The 25,602-nt window shown below is 70.9% G+C and carries 24 protein-coding genes; 9 read left to right on the forward strand and 15 right to left on the reverse strand.

Annotated elements, in window-relative coordinates; all coding sequences use genetic code 11:
- Positions 1–108: 108 nt before the first annotated feature.
- Complete coding sequence (locus tag AB0N14_RS02900; RefSeq protein ID WP_366023948.1) at positions 109–882, reverse strand: SigE family RNA polymerase sigma factor; 774 nt, start codon at positions 880–882, stop codon at positions 109–111.
- Between the two features lie 262 nt (positions 883–1,144).
- Between AB0N14_RS02900 and afsQ1 the strand changes: the two genes are divergently transcribed.
- The 5 genes from afsQ1 to AB0N14_RS02925 all read left to right on the forward strand — a co-directional run bounded on the left by afsQ1 (position 1,145) and on the right by AB0N14_RS02925 (position 5,059).
- Positions 1,145–1,822, forward strand: a complete 678-nt coding sequence (gene afsQ1, locus AB0N14_RS02905; protein WP_103837555.1) for a two-component system response regulator AfsQ1 — start codon at positions 1,145–1,147, stop codon at positions 1,820–1,822.
- Positions 1,819–3,384 (forward strand): HAMP domain-containing sensor histidine kinase, encoded by a 1,566-nt coding sequence (locus AB0N14_RS02910; protein WP_366023949.1) that lies wholly within the window; start codon positions 1,819–1,821, stop codon positions 3,382–3,384. Before afsQ1 ends, AB0N14_RS02910 begins: the two co-directional genes overlap by 4 nt.
- A gap of 50 nt (positions 3,385–3,434) precedes the next feature.
- Complete coding sequence (locus AB0N14_RS02915) at positions 3,435–4,091, forward strand: hypothetical protein (RefSeq protein WP_366024244.1); 657 nt, start codon at positions 3,435–3,437, stop codon at positions 4,089–4,091.
- Positions 4,092–4,171: 80 nt separating this feature from the next.
- Positions 4,172–4,723, forward strand: coding sequence for a VanZ family protein (locus AB0N14_RS02920; protein ID WP_366023950.1), 552 nt, complete (start codon positions 4,172–4,174; stop codon positions 4,721–4,723).
- Between the two features lie 129 nt (positions 4,724–4,852).
- The gene (locus AB0N14_RS02925) at positions 4,853–5,059 is read left to right on the forward strand and encodes a PspC domain-containing protein (RefSeq protein ID WP_103837399.1); all 207 of its coding nucleotides are present in this window, start codon (positions 4,853–4,855) and stop codon (positions 5,057–5,059) included.
- 71 nt (positions 5,060–5,130) lie between these two features.
- Here AB0N14_RS02925 and AB0N14_RS02930 read toward each other — a convergent pair whose 3' ends face one another.
- Together AB0N14_RS02930 and AB0N14_RS02935 are read right to left on the reverse strand one after the other, a co-directional pair.
- Entirely contained in the window at positions 5,131–5,481 is a 351-nt protein-coding gene (locus AB0N14_RS02930) for an ATP-binding protein (protein ID WP_103837400.1), read from the reverse strand.
- A gap of 131 nt (positions 5,482–5,612) precedes the next feature.
- The gene (locus AB0N14_RS02935) at positions 5,613–6,800 is read right to left on the reverse strand and encodes an adenosine deaminase (RefSeq protein ID WP_366023951.1); all 1,188 of its coding nucleotides are present in this window, start codon (positions 6,798–6,800) and stop codon (positions 5,613–5,615) included.
- Positions 6,801–6,914: 114 nt separating this feature from the next.
- Between AB0N14_RS02935 and AB0N14_RS02940 the strand changes: the two genes are divergently transcribed.
- Positions 6,915–7,676 carry an alpha/beta hydrolase gene (locus AB0N14_RS02940; protein WP_366023952.1) on the forward strand — a complete coding sequence of 254 codons (762 nt, stop codon included), beginning with the start codon at positions 6,915–6,917 and terminating at the stop codon, positions 7,674–7,676.
- A gap of 87 nt (positions 7,677–7,763) precedes the next feature.
- On the opposite strand, the gene AB0N14_RS02945 is transcribed toward AB0N14_RS02940, so the two are convergent.
- Positions 7,764–8,726, reverse strand: coding sequence for a LysR substrate-binding domain-containing protein (locus tag AB0N14_RS02945; RefSeq protein WP_366023953.1), 963 nt, complete (start codon positions 8,724–8,726; stop codon positions 7,764–7,766).
- Between the two features lie 63 nt (positions 8,727–8,789).
- Here AB0N14_RS02945 and AB0N14_RS02950 point away from each other — a divergent pair, with 63 nt between their 5' ends.
- On the forward strand, positions 8,790–10,070 hold the full coding sequence (locus AB0N14_RS02950) for an MFS transporter (protein ID WP_366023954.1): 1,281 nt from the start codon (positions 8,790–8,792) through the stop codon (positions 10,068–10,070).
- Positions 10,071–10,215: 145 nt separating this feature from the next.
- The gene (locus AB0N14_RS02955) at positions 10,216–11,223 is read left to right on the forward strand and encodes a sigma-70 family RNA polymerase sigma factor (protein ID WP_366023955.1); all 1,008 of its coding nucleotides are present in this window, start codon (positions 10,216–10,218) and stop codon (positions 11,221–11,223) included.
- Here the strand turns inward: AB0N14_RS02955 and AB0N14_RS02960 are convergent.
- From AB0N14_RS02960 to AB0N14_RS03005, 10 genes are all read right to left on the reverse strand, one after another.
- The gene (locus AB0N14_RS02960) at positions 11,116–11,442 is read right to left on the reverse strand and encodes an STAS domain-containing protein (RefSeq protein ID WP_366023956.1); all 327 of its coding nucleotides are present in this window, start codon (positions 11,440–11,442) and stop codon (positions 11,116–11,118) included. The two genes, AB0N14_RS02955 and AB0N14_RS02960, sit on opposite strands and share 108 nt — an antisense overlap.
- A 77-nt stretch (positions 11,443–11,519) precedes the next feature.
- A complete protein-coding gene (locus tag AB0N14_RS02965; RefSeq protein WP_366023957.1) occupies positions 11,520–12,113 on the reverse strand; it encodes a Uma2 family endonuclease in 594 nt (197 codons plus the stop codon).
- A gap of 95 nt (positions 12,114–12,208) precedes the next feature.
- Positions 12,209–13,483: a thymidine phosphorylase gene (locus AB0N14_RS02970; protein WP_366023958.1), complete on the reverse strand. Its 1,275-nt coding sequence runs from the start codon at positions 13,481–13,483 to the stop codon at positions 12,209–12,211.
- 92 nt (positions 13,484–13,575) lie between these two features.
- A complete protein-coding gene (locus tag AB0N14_RS02975; RefSeq protein WP_366023959.1) occupies positions 13,576–13,977 on the reverse strand; it encodes a cytidine deaminase in 402 nt (133 codons plus the stop codon).
- On the reverse strand, positions 13,974–15,236 hold the full coding sequence (locus tag AB0N14_RS02980) for an ABC transporter permease (RefSeq protein ID WP_366023960.1): 1,263 nt from the start codon (positions 15,234–15,236) through the stop codon (positions 13,974–13,976). The genes AB0N14_RS02975 and AB0N14_RS02980 overlap by 4 nt, the downstream gene beginning before the upstream one ends.
- Positions 15,233–16,366, reverse strand: coding sequence for an ABC transporter permease (locus tag AB0N14_RS02985; RefSeq protein ID WP_366023961.1), 1,134 nt, complete (start codon positions 16,364–16,366; stop codon positions 15,233–15,235). The genes AB0N14_RS02980 and AB0N14_RS02985 overlap by 4 nt, the downstream gene beginning before the upstream one ends.
- Positions 16,363–18,072, reverse strand: coding sequence for an ABC transporter ATP-binding protein (locus tag AB0N14_RS02990; RefSeq protein ID WP_366023962.1), 1,710 nt, complete (start codon positions 18,070–18,072; stop codon positions 16,363–16,365). The genes AB0N14_RS02985 and AB0N14_RS02990 overlap by 4 nt, the downstream gene beginning before the upstream one ends.
- 350 nt (positions 18,073–18,422) lie before the next feature.
- Positions 18,423–19,469, reverse strand: a complete 1,047-nt coding sequence (locus AB0N14_RS02995; protein WP_366023963.1) for a BMP family ABC transporter substrate-binding protein — start codon at positions 19,467–19,469, stop codon at positions 18,423–18,425.
- Positions 19,470–20,169: 700 nt separating this feature from the next.
- Positions 20,170–21,201, reverse strand: coding sequence for a BMP family ABC transporter substrate-binding protein (locus tag AB0N14_RS03000; protein WP_366023964.1), 1,032 nt, complete (start codon positions 21,199–21,201; stop codon positions 20,170–20,172).
- Positions 21,202–21,854: 653 nt separating this feature from the next.
- The gene (locus AB0N14_RS03005) at positions 21,855–23,078 is read right to left on the reverse strand and encodes an amidohydrolase (RefSeq protein WP_366023965.1); all 1,224 of its coding nucleotides are present in this window, start codon (positions 23,076–23,078) and stop codon (positions 21,855–21,857) included.
- Positions 23,079–23,531: 453 nt separating this feature from the next.
- Here AB0N14_RS03005 and AB0N14_RS03010 point away from each other — a divergent pair, with 453 nt between their 5' ends.
- Positions 23,532–24,197 carry a class I SAM-dependent methyltransferase gene (locus AB0N14_RS03010; RefSeq protein ID WP_366023966.1) on the forward strand — a complete coding sequence of 222 codons (666 nt, stop codon included), beginning with the start codon at positions 23,532–23,534 and terminating at the stop codon, positions 24,195–24,197.
- 48 nt (positions 24,198–24,245) lie between these two features.
- Here AB0N14_RS03010 and AB0N14_RS03015 read toward each other — a convergent pair whose 3' ends face one another.
- The gene (locus AB0N14_RS03015; RefSeq protein WP_366023967.1) at positions 24,246–25,583 is read right to left on the reverse strand and encodes a hypothetical protein; all 1,338 of its coding nucleotides are present in this window, start codon (positions 25,581–25,583) and stop codon (positions 24,246–24,248) included.
- Positions 25,584–25,602: the final 19 nt, after the last annotated feature.

Genomic DNA, 25,602 nt, shown 5'->3' on the forward strand with positions numbered 1-25,602 from the left:
CCCCCCGGCCCTCCAGTCCCGCTCTCTTGTGCTCCCCCGTGATCCCCCGTGGTTCCCCCCGGTACCGCTCCCCCGTTTCCCCCGTGCTCCCCCGTGTCCCCCCGTCCCTCAGGCGACGAGCTCGCCGAAGGACTCCTCCTGGTCACGGCCGAAGCTGAGGACCTCGTCCTCGCGCAGCCGGCGGAGCGACCGCCAGATGCTCGACTTCACCGTGCCCACACTGATGTCGAGGATCTCCGCGATCTCCGGGTCCGTGCGGCCCTCGTAGTAGCGCAGGACCAGCATGGTGCGCTGGAGTTCCGGCAGCCGGGTGAGCGCCTGCCACAGGACGGCGCGCAGCTCCGTACCGCGCATCGCGTCCGTGTCGCCGGGCGTCTCCGGCAGCTCCTCGGTCGGGTACTCGTTCAGCTTGCGGCGGCGCCACGCGCTGATGTGCAGGTTGGTCATCGTGCGCCGCAGGTAGCCCCCCACGGCGGCCTTGTCGCTGATCCGGTCCCACGCCCGGTAGGTCGAGAACAGCGCGCTCTGCAGCAGGTCCTCGGCCTCGAAGCGGTCACCGGTCAGGTGGTAGGCGGTGGCGTACAGGGAGGCGCGGCGCTCCTCGACGTAGGCGGTGAACTCCGCCTCCGTGGCAGAGCGGCGCTCCCCCGAGTCCTCCCCGTACGCGGCTCCCCCGTGTGTTTCCCCCGTGTGAGCGTCGACCACCGTCATGAACGCGGTGTGCTGACGCCCGGTGCCGCGAGCGCACCCCCGCCCTCCCCCACGCTCGAACACGCTCGCGCAGGAGGGGCCCCCATCAGCACCGGACTTCTCCGTGTTCCGGGCGACGTCGTGCAGACGCGTGACCACTGCGCTCGTGGCTGTGCCGTGCAGCGTGTTCATCTCGCGCCCCCCGTCGTGGAGTCCCGGTCGTCGGCTCGCTTCCTTGCCTGTGCCGAAGAGCTTGCCCGGGCCAGTTCATGGCCGTGTCCGTCGACTGTCACAGAGCTGTCACAAGGCTCGTCGGCAGCCGTGTCACGGCCCGCTCACAGAGAAGAGCGATACGGCTACGCAGGCGTTGCGGGCAGTGGCGCCCTGCCGTTCGGGAGTGGCCGGAGCAGCCCGACAGTCGAAACACGGCCACGGCATGGGCCAGAATGACCCCGTGCCTTCCCTGTTGCTGATCGAGGACGACGACGCCATCCGAACGGCCCTGGAGCTCTCTCTGACGCGCCAGGGGCACCGTGTGGCCACCGCTGCCACCGGCGAGGACGGTCTGAAGCTGCTGCGCGAGCAGCGGCCGGACCTGATCGTGCTGGACGTGATGCTGCCCGGCATCGACGGGTTCGAGGTGTGCCGGCGCATCCGGCGCACCGACCAGCTGCCGATCATCCTGCTGACCGCGCGCAGCGACGACATCGACGTCGTGGTCGGGCTGGAGTCCGGCGCCGACGACTACGTCGTCAAGCCCGTGCAGGGGCGGGTGCTGGACGCCCGGATCCGGGCCGTACTGCGCCGCGGGGAGCGCGAGGCCAGTGATTCGGCGGCCTTCGGCAACCTGGTCATCGACCGGGCCGCGATGACCGTCACCAAGAACGGCCAGGACCTGCAGCTGACGCCGACCGAGCTGCGGCTGCTCCTGGAGCTGAGCCGGCGGCCCGGACAGGCGCTGTCCCGGCAGCAGTTGCTGCGGCTGGTGTGGGAGCACGACTACCTGGGCGACTCGCGGCTGGTCGACGCGTGTGTGCAGCGGCTGCGCGCCAAGGTGGAGGACGTACCGTCCTCGCCCACGCTCATTCGTACGGTCCGTGGGGTCGGATACCGGCTGGACGCCCCTCAGTGACCGATTCACCGGGGGGAATCCGCGGCTGGGCCGCGGCTCGCAGGACCGTACAGTCCCGTCTGCGCTTCACGAGTCTGCGGCTGCGTCTGGTCGTGGTGTTCGGGCTCGTCGCGCTGACCGCCGCCGTGTCGGCGTCCGGCATCGCGTACTGGCTGAACCGTGAGGCCGTGCTCACCCGCGCCCAGGACGCGGTGCTGCGCGACTTCCAGCAGGAGATGCAGAACCACGCGAGTTCGCTGCCGCCGCACCCGACGCAGGACGAGTTGCAGCGCACGGCCGGCCAGATGGCGAACAGCAGCCAGCGCTTCAGTGTGCTGCTGATCGCGTGGGACGAGCGCGGGAAGACGGTCGTCGGCAACTCCGACCTGGACTCCTTCACGCTGGAGGACGTGCCCACGTCGCTGCGGAAGGCCGTCGACAAGCAGCAGAAGGTGTCCTCAACCAACAAGTACGCCCATCACCTGTACTGGCAGCGGATCGTGGAGGGCGGCAAGCCGTACCTGGTGGGCGGCGCCAAGGTGATAGGCGGCGGCACGACCGGCTACATGCTCAAGTCCCTGGAGCCGGAGGCCAAGGACCTCGACTCGCTCGCCTGGTCGCTCGGTATCGCCACCGGTCTCGCGCTGATCGGCTCGGCGCTGCTCGCGCAGGCCGCCGCCACGACCGTGCTGAAGCCGGTGCACCGCCTCGGCATCGCCGCCCGGCGCCTGGGCGAGGGCAAGCTGGACACCCGGCTGCGGGTGTCCGGCACGGACGAACTGGCCGAGCTGTCACGGACGTTCAACCGCGCCGCCGAGTCCCTGGAGAAGACGGTCGCGGACATGAGCGCTCGCGAGGAGGCCTCCCGCCGCTTCGTCGCCGACATGTCCCACGAGCTGCGGACGCCGCTGACGGCGATCACGGCGGTCACGGAGGTGCTGGAGGAGGAGCTGGACGCGGAGACCGGCAGCGTGGACCCGATGATCGAGCCGGCCGTGCGGCTGGTGGTCAGCGAGACCCGGCGGCTCAACGACCTCGTCGAGAACCTGATGGAGGTCACCCGCTTCGACGCGGGCACGGCCCGGCTGGTCCTGGACGCCGTGGACATAGCCGACCAGATCACCGCGTGCATCGACGCCCGCGCCTGGCTGGACGCCGTCGAGCTCGATGCCGAGCGCGGCATCATGGCCCGCCTGGACCCGCGCCGCCTCGATGTGATCCTCGCGAACCTGATCGGCAACGCCCTCAAGCACGGCGGTTCGCCGGTACGGGTCTCGGTGCGCGAGGAGGGCGAGGAGCTGCTCATCCGGGTCCGGGACCACGGCCCCGGCATCCCCGAGGACGTCCTGCCGCACGTCTTCGACCGCTTCTACAAGGCGAGCGCCTCCCGCCCGCGCTCCGAGGGCAGCGGCCTCGGTCTGTCCATCGCGCAGGAGAACGCGCACATCCACGGCGGCAGCATCAGCGCCGCCAACTCCCCGGAAGGCGGGGCGGTGTTCACGCTGCGCCTGCCGCTCGACGCGTCGCCGCTGATCGAGCAGGAGACGCGGAACGGGAACGGCACCGAGGAGAAGGCGCGATGAGGGCACGGGGCGGATGCCTGACGGCGATACGGGGCGGTCGCCCGGCGGTGATGCCGGGCGGACACCGAGTGGCCGTACGCGGCACACGCCCGGTGGCGGTGCGCCGCGCGCGCCGCCGGCTCGCCGTGCCGTTGCTGGCCGCGCTGCTGGCCGGGTGCGGGATCCGGGCCACCCAGGTGCCGACGGACTTCGGGCCGGCGCCGTCCCGGGTGCCGTGCGCGCTGTCCGGTGCGGACCTGGCCACGCAGGCGGGCCGCGGCGTTCCCGTCCAGGTCTTCCTGCTGTGCGCCTCGCAGCTCGTGACGGTTGACCGTTCCGTGCACATCCCGGACGGCACGGCCGAGCGGCAGCGCCGGGTGCTGGTGGCTCAGGGGCTGCTCGACCAGCTCGCCATGACGCCGTCGCCCGCGGAGAAGCAGGCCGGCTACACGACGGACGTGGTCGGCGGCATCACGGTGAGCGGCCCGCGCGGCAAGGACCCGGAGGGCACCTTCCGGCTCAGCAGCCGCCTGCAGGACCTCACCTCCTCCGCCCTCGGGCAGATCGTCTGCACGTTCGCCGACTCGGAGGCGACCGCCGCCGACGACGGGACGGTCGTCCTCGGCGGCCCGGACGACCGGCCGGTGCGCCGCTACCGGTGCACGGCTCAGGTGCGCTCGCACCCGGGGGCGGTGGCGCCGCCGTCGACCGAGGTGACCGGCGGGTGAACCGTGGGGACGCGCCCCTGAGGTGAGCGAGCCCGTCACGAAGGGGAACCGATCGTGCCGGGAGCGGCGTCTAGGGGGGCGTGCAGCGTCAAGGCTCAATCGGCGGCAGCGCCGCGGTCCGCGTCCGTGTGGCAGGGGGTGTCCTCCTCGTCGCACACCTCGCGCTCGTCGCCTGGATCACGCTGCGCCCGCTGGACGTGCCCTGGGTGAGGCCCGCCAACCTGCATCCGTTCGCCGGCATCAGAGCCGATCTCGCGCTGGGCTGGCCGGGGGCCGCCCGGCGTATCGGCGAGGGGCTCGCGCTGCTCGCACCGCTCGGGGTGCTGCTGCCCCTGGCAGGCGGGCGGCTCGTCGTCTCCCCGCTCGCCTCGCTGGCCCGTACGGTCGCCGCGGGAACCCTGATCTCCCTGGGCATCGAGCTGCTGCAGACCGGGGTGCCCGGACAGGTCGTGGACATCGACGCGATCCTGCTGAACACGGTCGGGGTGGCGCTGGCGCACCTCCTGGTCGTGCCCGTGGCACGGTTCCGGCTGCGCCGGCGGATGGAGTCCCGCAGCCCGGGCGCCCACCCCCGGGAGGAGCCCGCTCAGGGTCGGACCCCGACGATTCCAAGGGTCGGGATAGCTCCGTAGAGTGACGCTTCGTCCGCTTCGCCCCCGTAGCGTGGAACACGTCGAAAGTGCCGATGAGTTCGGCGCCGGCCCCCGGACTTCCGGCAGCCGCCGGAGCGGGGTTCCACCACGGTTCGCGAAGGAGCCACCATGACCGCCCTGGCCCGCCCCACCCACGGACGGATGATCGGCGGAGTGTGCGCAGCGCTGGCACGGCGCTTCGGCACCTCCGCGACCACGATGCGCGTGATCTTCCTGCTGTCCTGCCTGCTTCCGGGCCCGCAGTTCCTGCTCTACATAGCCCTGTGGATCCTGTTCCCCTCGGAGGACAAGGCGGCGGCCGGCACGGCCTGGTGACCTGCCGACCGCAGGCACGCCGATGGGCGCCCCGAGCGGGGCGCCCATCGTGGTCGTGGGGGCGGGTTCGCTCAACCCAGCGGGATGCCGTTCACGGGCAGGCCGTGCGTGGGCAGCCCCTGCACCGGCAGCCCGCCGAGCAGTCCTGCGGCCGGCGCGACGGGGCCGTTGCGGAGGGCCTTCTCGGCGGCGGGCTGCGCGGCGGCCACCACGGTGCCGAGCGCGTTCTGCCCCTGGCCGAGCGCCTGGTCCGCGCCGGGCAGCGTCTTGGCGACGTTGCCCACGGGCAGCGCCTGGGTGACGGAGTCCAGTGCGGCGGTGTCCGGCACGGCAGGGGCCGCGCTCGCGACACCCGCGCCCGCGGCGGCGAAGGCGGCGCCGAGGGCGGCGACACCGAGGGTCCTGGCAGCAGACTGCTTCATGTTAAACGCGTCCTTGGGTCCGTTGACGGAGATCTGAGCGGTCCAAAACCGTAAACACGCGCCGACGGGCTCCGCAAACATACGAATACGGCCAGGCGATGATCGCCCGGCCGTATCGAAAAGGCCCTCCGTCAGTCCTCGGACGTCCCAGAACCCCTGGTGGAGGCGGTCTGCTGGAACAGCCATTCGGACTTCAACTCGGCGTATCCCGGCTTGATGACGTCATTGATCATCGCCAGTCGTTCATCGAAAGGAATGAATGCTGACTTCATAGCATTGACGGAGAACCACTGGAGGTCGTCGAGCGTGTAACCGAATGCATCGACCAGGTGGTCGAATTCCCGGCTCATGCTCGTCCCCGACATCAGGCGGTTGTCCGTGTTCACCGTGGCACGGAAATGCAGCCGCCGCAGCAACCCGATGGGGTGGTCGGCGTACGAGTCGGCGGCGCCGGTCTGAAGGTTGGAGCTCGGGCACAGCTCCAGCGGGATGCGCTTGTCGCGTACGTAGGAGGCGAGGCGCCCGAGTGTGACCGTGCCGTCCTGAAGGACCTGGATGTCGTCGATGATGCGCACGCCGTGCCCGAGCCGGTCGGCGCCGCACCACTGCAGCGCCTGCCAGATGGACGGCAGCCCGAAGGCCTCCCCGGCGTGGATGGTGAAGTGGTTGTTCTCCCGCTTGAGGTACTCGAAGGCGTCGAGGTGCCGGGTGGGCGGGTAACCGGCCTCGGCTCCGGCGATGTCGAAGCCGACGACACCCAGGTCCCTGTAGCGGTTGGCGAGTTCGGCGATCTCCAGGGCGCGGGCGGCGTGCCGCATGGCGGTGAGCAGGGCACCGACCCGGATGCGGTGGCCGGCCGCCTTGGCCCTCCGCTCGCCCAGCCGGAAGCCCTCGTTGACCGCCTCGACGACCTCCTCCAGGGTGAGCCCGCCCTCCAGGTGCTGCTCGGGCGCGTACCGCACCTCGGCGTAGACGACCCCGTCCTCGGCGAGGTCCTCGGCACACTCGGCGGCCACGCGCACCAGCGCCTCGCGGGTCTGCATCACGCCGACGGTGTGGGAGAAGGTCTCCAGGTACCGCTCCAGGGAACCGGAGTCGGCGGCCTCCCGAAACCAGACGCCGAGCTTGTCCGGGTCGGTCTCCGGGAGGTGCACGATGGGGGCACCTCCCACGCCGTTGAGGCTGTGGGGGACGGTCTCGCGGGCGAGGTCGACGATCGTGCCGGGGCGCAGACCGCCGTCGAGGTGGTCGTGGAGCAGGACCTTGGGAGCCCGGCGGATCTGGTCCCAGCTCGGGGTGTTCTGGTGCTGGCTCGTCATTGTGGCACCATACGCCCTACGCGCGTAGAGCTCAGGGGTGCGACGAGGTGTCGATACGCAAAGGTGATCCACCGGCCAGGTTTCGTACACCGTCGCTTCTGACACTGTTCTGTCATGGCACATCAAGCGACGCCGGTTCGCAGGGCCCGGCTGGGGAGGGCGCTCGGCCCTGAACCGACGGCGGTGAGCGGCGCGGTGCTGCTGCTCCCCGGTGGTGACGAGACGTCCTCCCGAAGACCGCTCCCGGTGATGGCCACCGCCTCGGTCCGCGCGCTCGGTCGCCGGCTGACCCGGGCCGGGCACGGCGAGGGACTGGTCACGCATGTCGTGCACTACCGCTACCGGGGCTGGAACGGCAGCGAGGCGCATCTGGCGCAGGACGCCGACTGGGCCGCCGAGGAGATCGTCCGCCGCTACGGGGACGTGCCCGTCTGTCTGGTCGGTGTGGGCATGGGCGGCCGGGCGGCGCTGCACGCGGCCGGGCACACGGCCGTCAACTCCCTTGTCGCGCTGTCCCCTTGGCTGCCGGAGGAGGACGTGGCGGCGCCACCCGAACCGGTGAAGCAGCTCGCCGGACGCCGGGTGCTGATCGTGCACGGCACGAACGACGAACGCACGGACCCGGAGCTGTCGTTCCGCCTGGCGGCGCGTGCGAAGAAGGCCAACCGCGACATCTGCCGCTTCGAAGTCCACTCCGACGGCCACGGGTTGCACCAGTACCGCTCGGAAGTACACGCCCTGGCCGAGGACTTCGTGATGGGTTCGCTGTTCGGACGGGCGTTCTCCCGCCCGGTCCAGGACGCACTGGCGGCTCCGCCGCCGCTGGGGTTGAGGATGCCGTTGGCGGCGGGGTTCGGGAGGTCGTTGAGGAGGTGAGCGGGGGGCGCCCCCTGAGAGGCGCGGGACTGGGTCGATGCGCGGCTCCGCCGCGCGGGCGCGAGCGACCACGACGAACCTGTGCCCTCAATCCGGGAGAAGCCGCCCCCTCCTCGACAACAGAAACTTCTTGAAGGCCGCTACCGGCGGTGTGTCCACGTGCCCCGCAAGCCACGCCACGCCGATCTCCCGCACCGCCCGCGGCGCGGTGACCGTGAGCTCCACGACCCCGGGCCGAGGCACGGCCGGCGGTGGCAGCAGAGCCACCCCCAGCCCCGCCGCGACCAAGCCGCGCAGCGTCTCGGCCTCCTCGCCCTCGAAGGCGATCCGCGGCTTGAACCCCGCCTCGCGGCACAGGTCGTCGGTGATGCGCCGCATCCCGTACCCGGGCTCCAGGGTCACGAACGTCTCGTCGGCGGCCTCCGCGAGCCGCACGCGCCTGCGGCTCGCGAGCCGGTGGTCGGCGGGCACCACGAGCCGCAGCTTCTGCTCGTCGAGGCGCCGGGCGACCAGATCGGGCGCGTCCGGCACCGGAGAGGTCAGGCACAGGTCCAGCTCCCCCGCCCGCAGCCGCTCCAGCATGGCCTCGCCGTAGTTCTGGACCAGGCTGAAGCGGACGCGCGGATGGTCGGCGCGGAAGGCGTGGATCAGCCCTGGCACCGTCTCGGCGCCCATCGTGTGCAGGAAGCCGAAGGCGACCTTGCCTGCGGCCGGGTCGGCGTCCGCGCGCACCTCCTCCGCGGCCCGTTCGATCTCGGCGAGGGCGCGCTCGACGGAGGCGAGGAACGTGCGCCCCGCCGGAGTGAGCGCGAGCGTGCGGCCACGCCGGGCGAACAGCTCCACGCCCAGGTCCTCCTCGAACCGCACCAGGGCCCGGGACAGGGTGGACTGCGGGACCTGCATCTCCTGCGCGGCGCGCGTGACGTGCTCGGTGCGGGCGACGCCCGCGAAGTACGCGAGGCGCGGCGCGAGCAGCCTGACGATGTCTTCTGCGTCACTTGTGTCACTGAACGATGACAGCCGAGCGGCCGACCTCTGCTGATGCATCACGGGAACGATTATGGCGGTTCTGTGCATTGGACGGATCAGCGGTCGTGTCCGTACGTTCGAGGCATGCCTGCTGCCGATACCGGGGCGTCCACCACCGTGGACGCCGACGCCGTCACCGTCCCTGCCCCCGACTCGCGGATGACCCCGGGTGGCCCCGGCTACCGCCGGATGAGCCTCGCGCTCTTCCTCGCCGGCGTCGCCACCTTCGCGCTCCTCTACTCCACGCAGGCCCTGCTGCCGCTCGTCTCCCGAGACTTCGGGGTGACGGCGAGCGCGGCGAGCTGGACGGTGTCCGGCGCGACCGGCGCGCTGGCGCTGTTCGTCCTTCCCATGAGCGCCCTGTCCGAACGCTTCGGACGGCGCACGCTGATGACGGCGTCGCTGGCCGTGGCGGTGACCGTCGGACTGCTCGTCCCCTTCGCCCCGTCGCTGGGTTCCCTGATCGTGCTGCGGGCGGTGCAGGGCGCGGCGCTGGCCGGGCTGCCGGCGTCGGCGACCGCGTACCTGGCCGAGGAGGTCCGGCCCAAGGCCCTGGTCACGGCGATCGGCCTGTTCGTGGCCGGGAACAGCGTCGGCGGGATGAGCGGCCGGATCATCACCGGCTGGGTCGCGCAGGAGTGGGGCTGGCGGGTGGCCGTCGGCACGGTCGGCGTGATCGCGGTCGCGTGCGCGGTGGCGTTCCGTCTGCTGCTGCCGGCGCCCAGGCACTTCACGGCGGGTTCGCTGCGCCCGCGCGTGCTGGCCCGCACGGTCCGCGACCACCTCGCCAATCCGCTGCTGCGCCGGCTGTACGCGATCGGCGCGCTGTTCATGACGGTGTTCGGCGGTGTCTACACGGTGATCGGCTACCGCCTGACGGAGGCGCCGTTCGGGCTGCCGCAGGGCATCATCGGCTCGATCTTCCTGGTGTACCTGGTGGGCACGGTGTCGGCGTCGACGGCGGGGCGGCTGGTGGGCCGTCTGGGCCGCCGCGGGGCGCTGTACCTGGCGGGCGGCACGACCACGGCGGGCCTGCTGCTCTCCCTGGCGCCCTCGCTCCCCATGGTCCTCCTGGGCCTGGTCCTGATCACGGCCGGGTTCTTCGCGGGCCACGCGGTGGCGTCGTCGGCGGTCAGCCACACGGCGAAGGAGGGCCGCGCGCAGGCGTCCGCGCTCTACCAGTCGGCGTACTACATCGGCTCCAGCACGGGCAGCACGCTCGGCGCGGTCGCGTTCCACGCGGCGGGCTGGGCCGGAACGGTGGGCATGGGTGTGCTGGCGGTCCTGGGCGTCGTGGTGATCACCCTGTCCGGGTCGCGGGCGGCGCGCATCGCCGCGCGCCGGGCGCCGGTGCCCGCACACTGAGCCGGGCCGACCAAGATCGTCCTCGAAGCCGCTCTGACCTGTGTGTTCATGTGCTCCGGGAGCCGTTGTCAGTGGGCTGCCGTAACTTCCGAAGTGCTGGGGCGCATTGGCGCGCGACAGGAACGGCCACAGGGGTGGGTGGACCATGGGTGAGGGCACGGCGACGGTGGAGGACCTCGACGTCCGGCTGGAGAAGCACAGGGTCGAGCTGACGGGGTACTGCTACCGCATGCTCGGCTCGTCCTTCGAGGCCGAGGACGCGGTGCAGGACACGATGGTCCGCGCCTGGCGGAGCTACGAGAAGTTCGAGGGCCGCTCCAGCCTGCGCTCGTGGCTGTACCGGATCGCGACGAACGTCTGCCTGGACATGCTGAACGCGGGCAACAAGCGGGCCCGCCCGATGGACCTGACCGAGGCCACGCCGCTGGAGCGGGCCGCCCTCTCCCCGCGCCCGGACCACACGTGGCTGGAGCCGATGCCCGACGCCCGGGTGCTGCCGACGACCGGGGACCCGGCGGAGGCGGCCGTCGCCAAGGAGTCCGTCCGCCTGGCCTTCATGGCGGCCCTGCAGCAGCTGCCGCCCAAGCAGCGCGCGGTGCTCATCCTGCGGGAGGTGCTGGCCTGGAAGGCGAGCGAGGTCGCCGAGCTGCTGGACACCTCGGTCGCCTCGGTCAACAGCGCGTTGCAGCGGGCGCGCGCGACGCTGGCGGAGCGGAGCGGGGAGGGCGCCGACGCCGCCGTCTCCGACCCCCTCGACGAGGAGCAGCAAAAGCTCCTGGAGCGCTATGTGGCCGCCTTCGAGGGGTACGACATGGCGGCGCTGACGGCCCTGCTGCACGAAGACGCGGTGATGACGATGCCGCCGTTCGACCTGTGGCTGCGCGGCACCTCGGACATCACCGGTTTCATGACCACGCTCGGCGCCGCCTGCGCGGGCTCACGGCTGGTGCCGGTCGCGGTGAACGGCCTGCCGGGCTTCGCCCAGTACAAGCCGGACCCGGAAAAGGGCGGCTTCACGGCCTGGGCGGTGCAGGTGCTGGAGACATCAGCCGGCCGGATCACCGGGTTCCACTGCTTCCTCGACACCCAGCGCTGGTTCCCGCTGCTCGGCCTGCCCCTCCAGCTCGAAGGGGAGGCCGACGAGGTCGAGTAGTGCGCGCAGAGTGGGCGCCGGGTCGCGCAGCCGGATGCGGCCCCCGGCCCGCCGGGCGGCGAGCTGCAGCCGGGCCAGCACCTCTACGGTGGCGAGCCGCACGGGCCTGAGCCCGCCGACGTCGCATACGACGACCCCGCCTCCGGTGGCCTTCAGCAGCGCCTGCACGTCGTGGCCCAGCCGCGCCACGTCTTCGGAGGCGACGGATCCGGCCAGCATGAGTACGGGGGGTTTCTCGGCGTCCACGGAGGGTGGACCGGGCCGGGCCGTTCAACTCATCGGTGCGGAGCGCGCACCTACTGGGTCGGGAAATCGCTGGTGTCCAAGGTGAAACCGAACGGATCGGGCAGGTCGATTACGTCGCCGAACTTGCCTGCGCGCAGCACGCGGTAGACATCGCCCTTCGGTTCCCCGTACAGCGTGACGGTGGGCCCACCCGGGGCCCAGCCATCAATAAGGAGGTACAGGGGTACTCGGGCCTTGGCATAGCCAGCGGCCTTGGTGATCCGGTCGGTGTTCGCGTTGGACTTCGAGGTGATCTCCACAATTAGTTCGGCGACACCTGCGGGGATGTACTCGTCGTCTTCACCATCCAGTGCGTCCTCCGGCGCCACCGCGAGGTCCGGGATGTAGAGGCTGTCACGGGACGGGACGGCGGCACCCAGAGTTGGGTAGAGGCCCCAGTCGTCCGGAAGCACATCGGACAGGCGGCGAATCACCTTGCTGGCGATCTTGTTGTGGGCCTTGGACGGCGGTGGTGCCACGGTGACGATCCCCTCGATGATCTCCACCCTGCAGCCCTCTGGTGCGTCCGTCTCCTGCCAGATCCGGACGAGGCCGTCCCACTCGTGGCCGCTGGCCGTCGCGTGGTCGACGGTGAGTGCGCTCATGGCGGTCTCCAATCAGTGCGTCACCGATCCCAGCATGCCGAACGGGACCGGCACAGGTCCACCGATCCCGTTCACCCGAACGATGAAAGTCCAGGTCAGGCGATACGTTCCAGCACCACGGGTGGCGGCGTGAAGTCCGCCGCGATGTCGTAAGAACCCTCCACCGCCTCCAGCGCGTACGCGAAGCGCTCGGGCGTGTCCGTGTGCAGGGTCAGCAGGGGCTGGCCCTCCGTCACCGTGTCGCCCGGCTTGGCGTGCATCTCCACGCCCGCCGCCGCCTGCACCGGGTCCTCCTTGCGGGCCCGGCCCGCGCCGAGGCGCCAGGCGGCGACGCCGATGCCGTAGGCGTCGAGGCGGGTCAGGACACCCGCCGACGGGGCCTTGATGACGTGCTGCTCCTTCGACGTCGGCAGCGGCGCGTCCGGGTCGCCGCCCTGGGCCGCGATCATGCGGCGCCAGACGTCCATCGCGGAGCCGTCCGCCAGGGCCTTCGCCGGGTCCGCGTCCTTCACTCCGGCCGCGTCCAGCATCTCGCGGGCCAGGGCGATCGTCAGCTCCACCACGTCAGCCGGGCCGCCGCCCGCCAGGACCTCCACCGACTCGCGGACCTCCAGCGCGTTGCCCGCGGTCAGGCCGAGCGGGGTCGACATGTCGGTCACCAGCGCGATCGTCTTCACGCCGTGGTCCGTGCCGAGGCCCACCATCGTCCGCGCCAGTTCACGCGCGTCGTCCAGGGTCTTCATGAAGGCGCCCGAGCCGACCTTCACGTCCAGGACCAGCGAGCCCGTCCCCTCCGCGATCTTCTTCGACATGATGGACGAGGCGATCAGGGGAATGGCCTCCACCGTGCCCGTCACGTCGCGGAGCGCGTACAGCTTCTTGTCCGCGGGTGCCAGGCCGTCGCCCGCCGCGCAGATCACGGCACCGACACCGTCCAGGACGGACAGCATCTCCTCGTTCGACAGCAGCGCGCGCCAGCCCGGGATCGACTCCAGCTTGTCCAGCGTGCCGCCCGTGTGGCCGAGGCCCCGGCCCGACAGCTGCGGGACCGCCGCGCCGCACGCGGCGACCAGCGGGGCAAGTGGCAGCGTGATCTTGTCGCCGACGCCGCCGGTCGAGTGCTTGTCGGCCGTCGGGCGGGAGAGGGACGAGAAGTCCATGCGCTCGCCCGAGGCGATCATCGCTGCCGTCCAGCGGGCGATCTCGCGGCGGTTCATGCCGTTGAGCAGGATGGCCATCGCGAGCGCGGACATCTGCTCGTCGGCGACCTCGCCCCGCGTGTACGCGTCGATGACCCAGTCGATCTGCTCGTCGCTCAGCTCACCGCGGTCCCGCTTGGTGCGGATGACGGAGATGGCGTCCATGGCCATGGGTTCCTTCCGGAGGTTCGAAGGACCTTCAGGTCCGAAGGTGTGCGGCCCCCCTGAGCCGTAGAGTTCAACTCGGAGGGGCCGCACAGGAGTTACTTGGCGAGATGGTCCGGGCCGAAAGCCTGCGGCAGCATCTCCGACAGCGGCAGGACCCCCGCCGGAGAGTCCACCAGCAGACCGGGGCCGCCGAACTCGTACAGCAGCTGGCGGCAGCGACCGCACGGGACGAGCAGCTCGCCCTCGCCGTTCACGCAGGTGAAGTGCGTGAGCCGGCCGCCCCCGGTGTTCTGCAGCTGCGAGATGAGCCCGCACTCGGCGCACAGACTCAGGCCGTAGGAGGCGTTCTCGACATTGCAGCCGGTGACGGTCCGCCCGTCCTCGACGAGGGCCGCCACACCGACCCGGTAGCCGGAGTAGGGGGCGTAGGCGCGGGACATCGCCGCCCGCGCCTCCTCCCTGAGGGCCGCCCAGTCGAACGTCGCGGGATCGGTCACTTGCCCTGTCCCTTCCGGTACGGCAGACCGTCCGCCTTCGGCATCCGCAAGCTCTGCGCGGACAGCGAGAGCACCAGCAGGGTGACGACGTACGGGGTGGCGGTCACGAGCTGCGCCGGGACCTCGTTCGTGGTGGAGTACCAGACGAACATCAGGGCCGCGGCCACGGCCGTGATCAGCGCGGGAACGTACTTCTTCTTCCACACGAGGTACGCCGCGCCGAACACCACCAGGATGGCGAGCAGCAGGATCAGCGCGTGCACGTTGGTGGTGCCGCCGCGCAGGTTGAGGCTGTCGGTGTAGCCGAACAGGCCCGCGCCGAGGGCGAGTCCGCCCGGCATCCAGTTACCGAAGATCATCGCGGCGAGACCGATGTAGCCGCGGCCGGCGGTCTGACCGTCGAGGTAGACGTTCGAGGCCACGATCGACAGGAACGCGCCGCCGAGACCCGCGAAGCCACCGGAGATGATCACCGCGATGTACTTGTACTTGTACACGTTCACGCCCAACGACTCCGCCGCCACCGGGTTCTCACCGCAGGAGCGCAGACGCAGACCGAACGCCGTGCGCCACAGCACCCACCAGGTGACCGGGACGAGGGCCACCGCGATCACGGTGAGCGGCGAGAGGTCGGTGACGAGACCGCCGATCAGGCCCGCGATGTCCGACACCAGGAACCAGTGCTTGCTGTTCAGGGTGTCGAGCCAGTGGGACAGGCCCGGGATGTCGAAGGTGCCCAGCGAGTCGATCGGCGGGGACTGCTTGGAGGAGCCCTGCGGGGCGTTCTCGAAGGTGAACTTCGACAGGTAGCGGGTGGTGCCGAGGGCCAGGATGTTGATCGCCACACCGGAGACGATGTGGTTCACGTTGAAGGTGATGGTGGCGATGGCGTGCAGGATCGCACCCAGGGCGCCACCGACGATGCCGAAGACGACACCGGTCCACGGACCCCACTGGTAGCCGGCCCAGGCGCCGAACCAGGTGCCGAGGATCATCATGCCCTCGAGACCGATGTTGACGACGCCGGAGCGCTCCGCCCACAGGCCGCCGAGGCCGGCGAGGCCGATCGGCACGGCCAGGCGCAGCGCGGTGGACATCTGCCCGGTCGAGGTGATGCCGTCCGCGCCGGTGATCACACGGACGGCCGAGGTCAGGATCAGGACGCCCGCGATGATCAGCAGGAGTGCGGGGAGCGAGATACGGCGGCTGCCCTTGCCGGGCTGCTGCGCCCTCGGCTTGGCGACGGTCGCGGTGGTCATCGGGCAGCCACCTCCTTCTGGTGCGAGTTGTTGTTGCCGGCCGCCTCCGCGGCCAGCTCCGCGCCGACCCGCTTCTGCTGGCGGCGCAGGCCCCACTGGCGTACGGCCTCGTAGGAGATGACGACCGCGAAGACGATCAGGCCCTGCATGATCGTGGCGATCTCCTTCTCGTACGCGACCGGGGTCGCGTAGTCGAGGGCCGGTGACGCCTTGTCGAGGAAGGCGATCAGGAGCGCGGCGAAGGCGATGCCGACCGGGTTGTTGCGGCCGAGCAGGGCGATGGTGATGCCGGTGAAGCCGAGGCCGGTCGGGAAGCTCAGGCTGTAGGTGTGGGCGTCGCCGAGCAGCAGCGGCAGGCCCGACAGGCCCGCCACGCCGCCGGAGATCAGCATCGCGATGAGAACCATCCGCTTGGCGTCGACACCGGAGGCCGCGGCGGCGGTCTCCGAGGCGCCGGTGGCGCGCAGGTCGAAGCCGAAGCGGGTGCGGTTGAGGACGAGCCAGTACAGGACGCCCGCGAGGACGGCGAGGAAGACCAGGCCGTAGATCTCACCGACGTCGGCGCCCAGGTTGATGCCGGGGAACCAGCCCGACTTCTTCATGATGCCGGTCGTCATGTTGTTGCCGACCTGCACGCCCCAGACGTTGGACAGGGTGAGGTAGCCGATGAGGCTGGTGGCGATCGCGTTGAGCATGATCGTCGCGACGACCTCGCTCACGCCCCGGGTGGTCTTCAGCACGCCCGCGATCCCGGCCCAGAAGGCGCCGGTGAGCATGGCGACCAGCATCAGCACCGGGATCTGGAGGAAGGACGGCAGCGCGATGTGCGCGCCGACCACCGCGGTCATCATCGCGGCGAGGCGGTACTGGCCGTCGACGCCGATGTTGAACAGATTCATCCGGAAGCCGACGGCCACCGCGAGCGCGGCCAGGTAGTACATCGACGCCTGGTTGACGATCAGCACCTGGACGTCGGAGTACCCGATCTGCTGGAGCATCAGCGCGTACGGCTCGAACGGGTTCTTGCCGGAGGCGACCAGCACGACCGAGGTCAGCAGGATCGCCGAGACGAGCGCGATGACCGGGCCGGCCACCGCGAGGAGCACCCGCTCCTTGTCGAACTTCTTCATCGGGCCTCGTCCTCCGGACCGGCGTCTGCCTCGTCTGTGTCGGTCGCTACGTGTTCCAGGTGTCCGGACGCGGCACCCGTCATGGCCGAGCCCAGCTCCTCCGGAGTGATGGTGGCGGGGTCGGCGTCGGCGACGAGCCGGCCGTTGTAGATCACCCGCAGGGTGTCCGAGAGGCCGATCAGCTCGTCCAGGTCGGCGGAGATCAGCAGCACGGCCAGGCCTTCGCGGCGGGCCTCGCGGATCTGGTCCCAGATCTGCGCCTGCGCGCCGACGTCCACACCACGGGTGGGGTGGGCGGCGATCAGGAACTTCGGCTTGTGGCTCATCTCCCGGCCGACGATCAGCTTCTGCTGGTTGCCGCCGGACAAGGAGGCGGCGGTGACGTCGATGCCGGGCGTGCGGACGTCGTACTCCTCGACGATCCGCCGCGTGCCCTCCTGGGCGCCCTTGGGGTCGAGCCAGAAGCCCTTCGCGTTGGGGCGCTCGGTGACGTGGCCGAGGATGCGGTTCTCCCACAGCGGGGCCTCGAGGAGCAGGCCGTGGCGGTGGCGGTCCTCGGGGATGTAGCCGACGCCCCGCTCGCGGCGCTTGCGGGTGGCCCAGGCGGTGATGTCCTCGCCGAGGAAGGCGATGGAGCCGGAGTCGGCGTGCTTGAGGCCGATCAGCGCGTCGATGAGCTCGGTCTGGCCGTTGCCCTCGACGCCGGCGATGCCCATGACCTCGCCCGCGTGGATGGTGAAGGTGACGTCGTCGAGGACGCGCTTCACATCGCCGCCCGCGGCGAACTCGGTGAGCCCACCGGCCGCGGGCTCGGCCTCCACGCCGAGTGAGGCGCCGCCGCTGGCGTAGACGGTGAGGTTCTTGACCTCGATGACCGGCTTGTCCGTGACCGTGGACTCGGCGGTCTCCGGGGTGGGCAGCTCGCTGCCGACCATCATCTCCGCGAGCTGGCGGGGGGTGGTCTTGGAGGGTACGGCGGTGCCGACCGTCGTACCCCGCCTTATGACGGTGATGTCGTCGGCGACCGAGAGGACCTCGCCCAGCTTGTGGGAGATGAAGATGACGGACAGGCCCTCGGACTTCAGTTCGCGCAGGTTGTCGAAGAGTGCGTCGACCTCCTGCGGGACCAGCACGGCGGTCGGCTCGTCGAGGATCAGGGTGCGGGCGCCGCGGTAGAGGACCTTGAGGATCTCCACGCGCTGGCGGTCGGCGACGCCGAGCTCCTCGACCAGGACGTCGGGGCGTACGTTCAGCCCGTACCGGTCGGAGATCTCCTTGATCTTCTTACGGGCGCCGCCACCGATGCCGTACAGCTTCTCGCTGCCGAGGACCACGTTCTCCAGGACCGTGAGGTTGTCGGCGAGCATGAAGTGCTGGTGGACCATGCCGATGCCGCGGGCGATGGCGTCGGCGGGGCTGGAGAAGCTCACCTGCTCGCCGTCGACGGCGATGGTGCCCTCGTCCGGCTTCTGCATGCCGTAGAGGATCTTCATCAGCGTCGACTTGCCGGCGCCGTTCTCGCCGACGAGGGCGTGCACGGTGCCCTTGCGGACCGTGAGGTGGATGTCGTGGTTGGCGACGACACCCGGGAATCGCTTGGTGATCCCCGCCAGCTCGACCGCGGTCGTCGACTGTGCGGTGAGCGGAGGGCTGCTGGACGCGTCGATGGCGCACTCTCCTTGGAAAAGGGGCCGCTCTACGCGCATAGCGCCCCTGCCTTAAATTTGCTCGGACCTGATCGCGGTCGATCCGTTCCGAGCATTCTGCCGCGCGAACGGGGGCGCCCCTGGCGCCGATCTCCCGCCGTCCGCCCGAAGGGCGGGCCGGGCGGCGCCTGGTGTGTGGGATCGCAAGGCGCCGGAGCGCCCTCGTGACGGAGCCACGTGGGCGTTTCGGCAACGCCGCGAGCGTGCGTGCCAGGCGCGCCGCCCGACAGGCGGGAGATCGGCGCCAGGGGTGCGGTTCGGCGATCCTCCCCGCACCCCGTTCCCAGGCCGTAACGCTGTCATGACAGCGCTCTTTCGGCCATGCCTTCGACAGGCCTATGACCGCCTGGTCAGGAGGTCTTGACCTTGATCGAGCCGTCCTTGATGCCCTGCTCGGCCTTCTTCAGCGCGGCCTGCAGGTCGGCGTTGTCCTTGAACACCGGGTTGGAGTCGGCGAGGCCGACACCGCCGTTGGCCAGGGAGCCGCGGATCTCGCCGGACAGCGGCTTGTTGTCCTTGATGACCGACTTGGCGAGGTCGTACACCGCACCGGAGACGTTCTTCAGGGCCGAGGTGAGAATGTACTGCTTGTACGCGGCCAGCGCGCTCTGGTCGTACTGGTCGGAGTCGACACCGATGGCCCACACCTTGTGCGTGGCGGCGGCCTTGATGACGCCCTGACCGGACAGGCCGGCCGCGTGGTAGATGACGTCGGCACCGGCGTCGATCTGGCCGTTCGCGGCGTTCTCGCCCTTGTCGGGGCTGGAGAAGCCGCCCTCCTGAGCGGTCTGGGTCAGGTACTGCGTCTCGACCTTGATGTTCGGGTTGACCGACTTGGCGCCCTGGATGTAGCCCGCCTCGAACTTGTGGATGAGCGGGACGTCCACGCCGCCGATGAAGCCGATGTGGTTCTTCTTGGTGGTCTTGGCGGCGGAGACACCGGCGAGGTAGGAGGACTCCTCCTCGTGGAAGACCAGGTCGGCGACGTTCTTCGCCTGGATCGTGTTGTCGTCGATGATGCCGAAGGTGATCTTCGGGTACTTGGCGGCGGCCTCCTTGACGGCCGGCGCGTAGGCGAAGCCGACACCGATCACCGGGTTGTAACCGGCCTTGGCCAGCGTCTCCAGACGCTGCACCTTGTCGGCGTCGGACTCGTTGTCCTGCGGCTCGACGTCACGGCCGCCGACACCGAAGTCCTTCTCGGCTTTCTGGAAACCGGCGTAGGCGGCGTCGTTGAAGGACTGGTCGCCCTTGCCGCCGACGTCGTAGGCGAGACCGACGCCCTTGCTCTTGCCGCTGCCGGCGGACTCGGTGGACGAACTGCCACAGGCGGAGACGGTGAGAGCGAGGGCTGCGGTGGCAGCACCCGCGACGGCGATTCGGGACACCCGGCGCATGGAACGAGACTCCTTCGTGCAAGCGCCCATACCAGGCGCTGGTTCCGCGGCAGCGTAACGCGCGTAGACCGGACGGAAAACCCCTTCTGTCCGGTCCGTTATCGAGATGTGGCCACCGTCTCTTCGACGGGTTACGGAGAGCGTCGGGGCACTTGCGGGAGGCGAACGAAAGCGGTGTTCGAGGTGTTTGTGGGGGATCTGAGTGATTCGGGAACTCCGGTGGCCATATGAGCGATTTTGCCAATGGGGTGCCTGAGGTCTGGAGGGACTGACGGCTGGTGCGCGGAGAGCCGGCTCGAAGGCTGCGCGGACGACCGCCGCCTTCGAGCGCTTCGCCCAGTCCGTGGCCCATGGTCATCGGCACCGGGTTGCCACCGGCACGTCTTCCATGCCGGTGTCGCGCGGACTGCCGTTCGGCGTGCCGTCGGCGGGGTACAACGCACGAAACCCATCCCGCGCACGGGATGGGTTTCGTATCGGAGCGCCGGGCAGGCCTTGCACCTGCATCTCCCCGCAGGAAGCGGGGCGTCTTTCCTTGGACCACCAACGCGCGACCAGGCACCGGGAGTTCCGGCGACCAGCTCAAGATCAAGTGTATCAGAGCTCCGTCCCTCCCGCCCGGCCTCCGAACAGGACGGGCGCCCCCGGCCCGTACTACCCGGCCCAGGGCGCCCAGTCGTCGGCCGGGCCGACGACGGTGTCACTGCGTCTTGACGACGACCTTGCCGTCGATGATGTCCTGCTTGGCCTTGTCCACGGCCGCCACGACGTCCTTCATCGCCTGGTACTTCGGGTTGGAGTCCGCGAAGCCCACGCCGCCCGACTTCAGGTCACCACGGACCTCGCCGGTCAGGGGCTTGCCGTCGACCACGGACTTGGTCAGGTCGTAGACCGCGCCGCCGACGTTCTTCAGGGCCGAGCCGAGGATCCAGTCCTTGTACTTGGCCAGCGCGCTCTGCTCGTACTGGTCGGAGTCGACGCCGATGGCCCACACCTTGTGATCGGCGGCGGCCTGGATCACGCCCTGGCCGGACAGGCCCGCCGCGTGGTAGATCACGTCGGCGCCCGCCTCGATCTGGCCGTTCGCGGCGTCCTTGCCCTTGTCGGGACTGGAGAAGCCGCCCTCCTGGGGCGTCTGGGTCAGGTACTGCGACTCGATCTTGATCTTGGGGTTGACCGACTTGGCGCCCTGGTCGAAGCCCGCTTCGAACTTGTGGATGAGCGGGATGTCCACGCCGCCGATGAAGCCGATGTGGTTCTTCTTGGTCGACTTCGCCGCCGCGACGCCTGCGAGGTAGGAGGCCTGCTCCTCGTGGAAGACCAGGTCGGCGACGTTGCTCGCCTTGACCGTGTCGTCGTCGATGATGCCGAAGGTGATCTTCGGGTACTTCGCCGCGACCTCCTTGACGGCGGGCGCGTAGACGAAGCCGACGCCGATGATCGGGTTGTAGCCGGCCTTGGCGAGCTGCTCCAGGCGCTGTACCTTGTCCGCGCTGGACTCGCCGTCCTGCGGCTCGATGTCCCGGCCGCTGACCTTGAAGTCCTTCTCGGCCTTCTGGAAACCGGCGTACGCCGCGTCGTTGAAGGACTGGTCGCCCTTGCCCCCGATGTCGTAGGCCAGGCCGATGCCCTTCCCCGTGTAGCCGGAGGAGCTCTTGCCGGAGTCGCTGTTCCCCTCCGTGCTGGACTTGCCGCAGCCGGTGGCCGCGAGGGCGATGACCGCGACGGTCACCGCAGCTTGGGAGAACCTCGTTCTCCGAGAGACCCGAGAGATCAGACGCACAGCAAGCACCCCTTCATCCCCACGGCACCGTCACCGGTCCGCATGCCCAAAGCGCCGCCACCGCAGCGATTCGGCGCACAGTAACGCGCGTAGAAGGGGAGGGGAACGGGGTTTCTCGCGGCCGTTATCGATTCGTGCCGCCGCCCGGTTACGGCTGCGCGACGGCGGTTACGCGCGGGTGACGGAAAGGGGCGAGGGGGGCCAAACGGGGCACCCCTATCGGCCACCGTCGCCTGGGCTCCGGCCACCGGTCGCCCGGCTCCGGGTTTCAGCGTCCTGCCCCGGCCTCCGGCCACTGGTCGCCCGGCTCCGGGTTTCAGCGTCCTGCCCCGGCCTCCGGCCACCGGTCGGCCCACCTGGGCTCCGGGCTCCGGGCACCAGCCGCCTGGGCTCCGGGCGCCTGACCCGGGTTCCGGGTTCGTGGTCCGGGCTCCGGCATTCTCACCCGGGCTCCGGCCACCGGCCGCCCGGGCTCCGGCACCCGGCCCCGGCCTCCGGTCACTGATCGTCGGCCGACCTGGGCTCCGGCGTACCGGCCCGGGCTCAGGCTCCAGGCATCCTGGCCCGTCCACCGGCCGCCGAGCCCCGGCCCCGCTTACCGCCTACCGCTCCTGCGCGTCCAGCAGTGCCGCCGCCGTGAACAGTTCCACGCCCACCGTGATCGCGTGCTCGTCCGCGTCGAAGTCCCCCTGGTGCAGGTCCCGCACCACGCGGTCCCCAGGGCGGCGGACGCCGAGACGGGCCATGGCGCCGGGCACCTTCTCCAGGTACCAGGAGAAGTCCTCGCCGCCGAGGCTCTGCTCGGTGTCCTCCACGGAGTGGGCACCGCGCCGCGCGGTCATCGCGTCGCGCAGGAGTTCGGTGGCACCGGCCTCGTTGACGACCGGCGGCACCCCACGGACGTAGTTGATCTCGGGCTTGGCCTTGTACTGGTTGGCGATCTCGTCAACCGCCGCGTGCACCAGGTCCGGCGCCTGCCGCCAGGCGTCGAGGTCCAGGCAGCGTACGGTCCCGGAGATCTCGGCGTGCTGGGGGATCACATTGCAGGCGTGCCCGGACTCGATGCGCCCCCAGGTGACCGAGAGCCCGCTGCGGGCGTCGACGCGGCGCGCGACCATCCCCGGCACCTCGGCGGCCACACGCGCGGCGGCGAGCACGAGGTCCGTGGTGAGGTGGGGGCGCGCGGTGTGACCGCCCGGGCCGTCGAGCGCGACTTCGAGCCGGTCGCAGGCGGAGGTGATGGGGCCGTGCCGCAGCCCGATGCGCCCGGCGTCGACCTTGGGGTCGCAGTGCACGGCGATGATCCGCCCGACCCCCTCCAGGACACCGGCCTCGATGGCGTCGGCGGCCCCGCCCGGCAGGACCTCCTCGGCGGCCTGGAAGACCAGCCGCACCGGCCGCGGCAGCCGCCCCTCGCGGTGCAGCTCGGCGAGGACCAGTCCGGCACCGAGGACGACCGTGGTATGCACGTCGTGGCCGCAGGCGTGGGCGCGGTCCGGCACGGTGCTGCGGTAGGCACAGTCGGTCTTGGTGTCCGGGATGGGAAGCGCGTCGATGTCCGCGCGGAGCGCGAGCATCGGGCGTACGCCGTCCGGGTCACCGATGTCACACACGAGTCCGGTTCCGGTGTCGAGGACGCGCGGCGCGAGACCCGCCTGCTCCAGGCGGGCCTTGATCGCGGCGGTCGTGCGGAACTCCTGGTGGCCGAGTTCCGGGTGCATGTGCAGGTCGCGACGGAAGGCGACGAGTTCGGCGTGCAGCGCCTCGGACAGCGCGCCGGGAAGCACCGCTTCGCCGGAGTGATCGGCCTCGGACTCTAGGGACATCAATTGGTTCACCCTTTGAAGGGTAAGGCGATCGGGCGGCCGACCTCCCTGCGATCAACAAAACTTTAGCCCGTCAGGGGAAGAAAATCTGGCCGCACGCCGCATGGTCGGCTGTGGGGATGGGTAAACTCGCCGGGCTTTCCGGGCGACGGAATCGGGCCGGGGTCGAGAGCGGGACCGCGGGGGTGACCGCGGCGGCGTCCCGGCGCCGTGGGGGGCGCCCGGTGATCCCAGTACGGGACCGCTTCCGTGTACGGGCGGCCCGTTACGTGAACGCTCGAAGGGTTCCGAGCGATTCCCGTACACCACGGATACCACGTCACGCCGCCTTCCCGTCGCGGAAGCGTCACCTCCTCTACGACTCCCCAACCCGTGCGCGGCCTCACATGGCGAAGTGGTGAACGCTTGAAAGCAGCCCCTTCGCCGCCCGCCCGCGCGGGTAGGGTCGCCCGCGTGAACGCCGAGGAGCCGGACTTCATACGGACCACCCGGGCGTCGTACGACGCCATGGCCCCCGACTACGCCGACCGCTTCCCCGACGACCTGGCGACCCGTCCCCTCGAACGGGCCCTGGTCACCGCCTTCGCGGAGCTGGTCCGGGCGCACGGCACCGCCCCCGTGGCCGACCTCGGCTGCGGCCCCGGACACGCCACGGCCCGCCTGCACGCCCTCGGTGTCCCGGTCTTCGGTGTGGACCTCTCGCCCCGCATGGTGGCTCTGGCCCGCCGCACCCACCCTGGCCTGCGCTTCCACGTCGGCACGATGACGGCGCTGGACCTGCCGCCGAAAACGCTGGGCGGGATCGCGGCGCTGTTCTCGGTCGTCCACGTACCGGAGGAGCACCTGCCGACGGTGTTCACCGAGTTCCACCGTGTCCTGTGCCCCGGCGGCCACGCGCTCGTGGCGTTCGAGACGGGCGACGACGACCAGCGCCACCTTGCGGAGCCCTTCGGCCACGAGACGGGCCTCGACCACTACTGGCACAGCCCGGACACGATCACGGCCCACCTCACCAAGGCCGGCCTGCCGGTCCGGGCGCACACCCTCCTGGAACCGGACGGGGCAGGGAAGCGGCAGCGCGCGTACCTCCTGGCCCGCAAGCCGCGCGACGAGGACTGACCACCGCACGAAGAACGCCCTGCGCGACGCCGCGGTCCGGCCGCGGGTCTATCCCGCCGCCACGTCCTGCTCGGCGGCCGCCACGTCCGGTCCCCCCGTCACCGACGACACCCGGTCCACGTCCCGCGCCGTGTCCGTCACCCCGGACAGGAAGCCCTGCGCCCGGGGCGAGGCGTGGTCCGTGAGCCAGGCAGGGTCGATGTCGCACACCGCGACGCGGACCTCCGTGCCGACCAGGGCCAGCGGCAGGGTGTGGACGACCGTGGAGGGGAAGCTGAGGATCGTACGGCCGACGGGGCCGCGGCGGGCGATCAGTTCCAGGGGCAGATCCGGGCGGACCACCTCCAGGCCCGTCTCCACCGCCAGCTTGTGGAGTTTCTCGGGGCTTTCTCGGCGGTGGGCGAAGTAGCGGGTCGCCCCGTGCGCCGTGGCGAGCGACCGCACCGCCTCCAGATAGCGCTCGCCGTCCACCACGCCCGTCTCGACGAGGGAGGTGCCGACCAGGTCCGCGCCCTTGGTCAGGCGTGGCGGGCCGAAGCGGGCCCGGGTCCAGGCGAAGTCGCTCGACGTGATCGTGACCCCGGCCGGGGCCTCCTCGATCGGCATGGAGGAGAAGACCTCCACCGTGCGCCGGGTGCCCGGCGTCAGCCTGCGGCGCGCCGAGGACGACACGGGGGCGAACAGCAGGTCCCGGGGGCCGCGGCGGCTGCCCTTGCGGTGCCAGCGCACCAGGCGTTCACCACGGGCGAGCTGGGCGACGAACTCCATGGTCGCGGTGCCGTCGTCCACCACCACCAGCTCCCGGGCCCCGGTGATGGTCAGCAGCAGCTGGACGTAGCGGGAGAACGGGTCCCCCATCACCACCCGGTGCGCCCGGCGCAGCAGCGGGGTGAGGCCGCCGATGGTGTGGAAGGGGGCCAGGGCACCGCCCCGCGCTTCCTCCCAGCGGACCTCGTACCCCTCGTCACGGGCCAGTTCCGCCATGCGGCGCAGCTGGCCCCGGGTCATCGGGTCGGTGGGCGCCAGCACCACGAGGGTGAGCCCCTCCCGCGCCGTGCCGTCCGCCGCGCCCCCGTCCTGCGGCGCCGTACCGTCCGCCGCCGCGCTCGCGCCGTCCCCCGTCGTACCGTGCGGCCCCCCGTCGTCCCCCGCCGTACGCCCCGCCCCGGAACCCCGGCCCCCCTGCGCGGGAATCGCGCGCGGCCGCCGGCGCCCCTGCGCGGGGATCGCCGCCGCGCGCCCGGACGCGGCGCCCCCCGCGGCGCCCCCCGCGGCGCCGAGGGCGTGCGCGTGGGCCCACTCCAGCACGTTCAGGAGCTGTACCGGGCTCTCGACGAAGGCGAGCGTGGAGGGGGGGTGGCCGGCGGATCCGGCGCGGGGGCTCATCGGCGTACGACCGTCCCGT

It is taken from the genome of Streptomyces sp. NPDC051104, assembly GCF_040682835.1.
GTDB classification, from domain to species: domain Bacteria; phylum Actinomycetota; class Actinomycetes; order Streptomycetales; family Streptomycetaceae; genus Streptomyces; species Streptomyces cynarae.

What these genes read in the sequence shown, in the direction of transcription:
- AB0N14_RS02900 (WP_366023948.1), bottom strand. Translation starts at nt 882, where the DNA reads ATGAACACGCTGCACGGCACAGCCACGAGCGCAGTGGTCACGCGTCTG.
- AB0N14_RS02915 (WP_366024244.1), top strand. Translation starts at nt 3,435, where the DNA reads ATGCCGGGCGGACACCGAGTGGCCGTACGCGGCACACGCCCGGTGGCG.
- AB0N14_RS02925 (WP_103837399.1), top strand. Translation starts at nt 4,853, where the DNA reads ATGACCGCCCTGGCCCGCCCCACCCACGGACGGATGATCGGCGGAGTG.
- AB0N14_RS02930 (WP_103837400.1), bottom strand. Translation starts at nt 5,481, where the DNA reads ATGAAGCAGTCTGCTGCCAGGACCCTCGGTGTCGCCGCCCTCGGCGCC.
- AB0N14_RS02935 (WP_366023951.1), bottom strand. Translation starts at nt 6,800, where the DNA reads ATGACGAGCCAGCACCAGAACACCCCGAGCTGGGACCAGATCCGCCGG.
- AB0N14_RS02940 (WP_366023952.1), top strand. Translation starts at nt 6,915, where the DNA reads ATGGCACATCAAGCGACGCCGGTTCGCAGGGCCCGGCTGGGGAGGGCG.
- AB0N14_RS02950 (WP_366023954.1), top strand. Translation starts at nt 8,790, where the DNA reads ATGCCTGCTGCCGATACCGGGGCGTCCACCACCGTGGACGCCGACGCC.
- AB0N14_RS02955 (WP_366023955.1), top strand. Translation starts at nt 10,216, where the DNA reads ATGGGTGAGGGCACGGCGACGGTGGAGGACCTCGACGTCCGGCTGGAG.
- AB0N14_RS02960 (WP_366023956.1), bottom strand. Translation starts at nt 11,442, where the DNA reads ATGCTGGCCGGATCCGTCGCCTCCGAAGACGTGGCGCGGCTGGGCCAC.
- AB0N14_RS02965 (WP_366023957.1), bottom strand. Translation starts at nt 12,113, where the DNA reads ATGAGCGCACTCACCGTCGACCACGCGACGGCCAGCGGCCACGAGTGG.
- AB0N14_RS02970 (WP_366023958.1), bottom strand. Translation starts at nt 13,483, where the DNA reads ATGGCCATGGACGCCATCTCCGTCATCCGCACCAAGCGGGACCGCGGT.
- AB0N14_RS02980 (WP_366023960.1), bottom strand. Translation starts at nt 15,236, where the DNA reads ATGACCACCGCGACCGTCGCCAAGCCGAGGGCGCAGCAGCCCGGCAAG.
- AB0N14_RS02985 (WP_366023961.1), bottom strand. Translation starts at nt 16,366, where the DNA reads ATGAAGAAGTTCGACAAGGAGCGGGTGCTCCTCGCGGTGGCCGGCCCG.
- AB0N14_RS02990 (WP_366023962.1), bottom strand. Translation starts at nt 18,072, where the DNA reads ATGCGCGTAGAGCGGCCCCTTTTCCAAGGAGAGTGCGCCATCGACGCG.
- AB0N14_RS02995 (WP_366023963.1), bottom strand. Translation starts at nt 19,469, where the DNA reads ATGCGCCGGGTGTCCCGAATCGCCGTCGCGGGTGCTGCCACCGCAGCC.
- AB0N14_RS03005 (WP_366023965.1), bottom strand. Translation starts at nt 23,078, where the DNA reads ATGTCCCTAGAGTCCGAGGCCGATCACTCCGGCGAAGCGGTGCTTCCC.
- AB0N14_RS03015 (WP_366023967.1), bottom strand. Translation starts at nt 25,583, where the DNA reads ATGAGCCCCCGCGCCGGATCCGCCGGCCACCCCCCCTCCACGCTCGCC.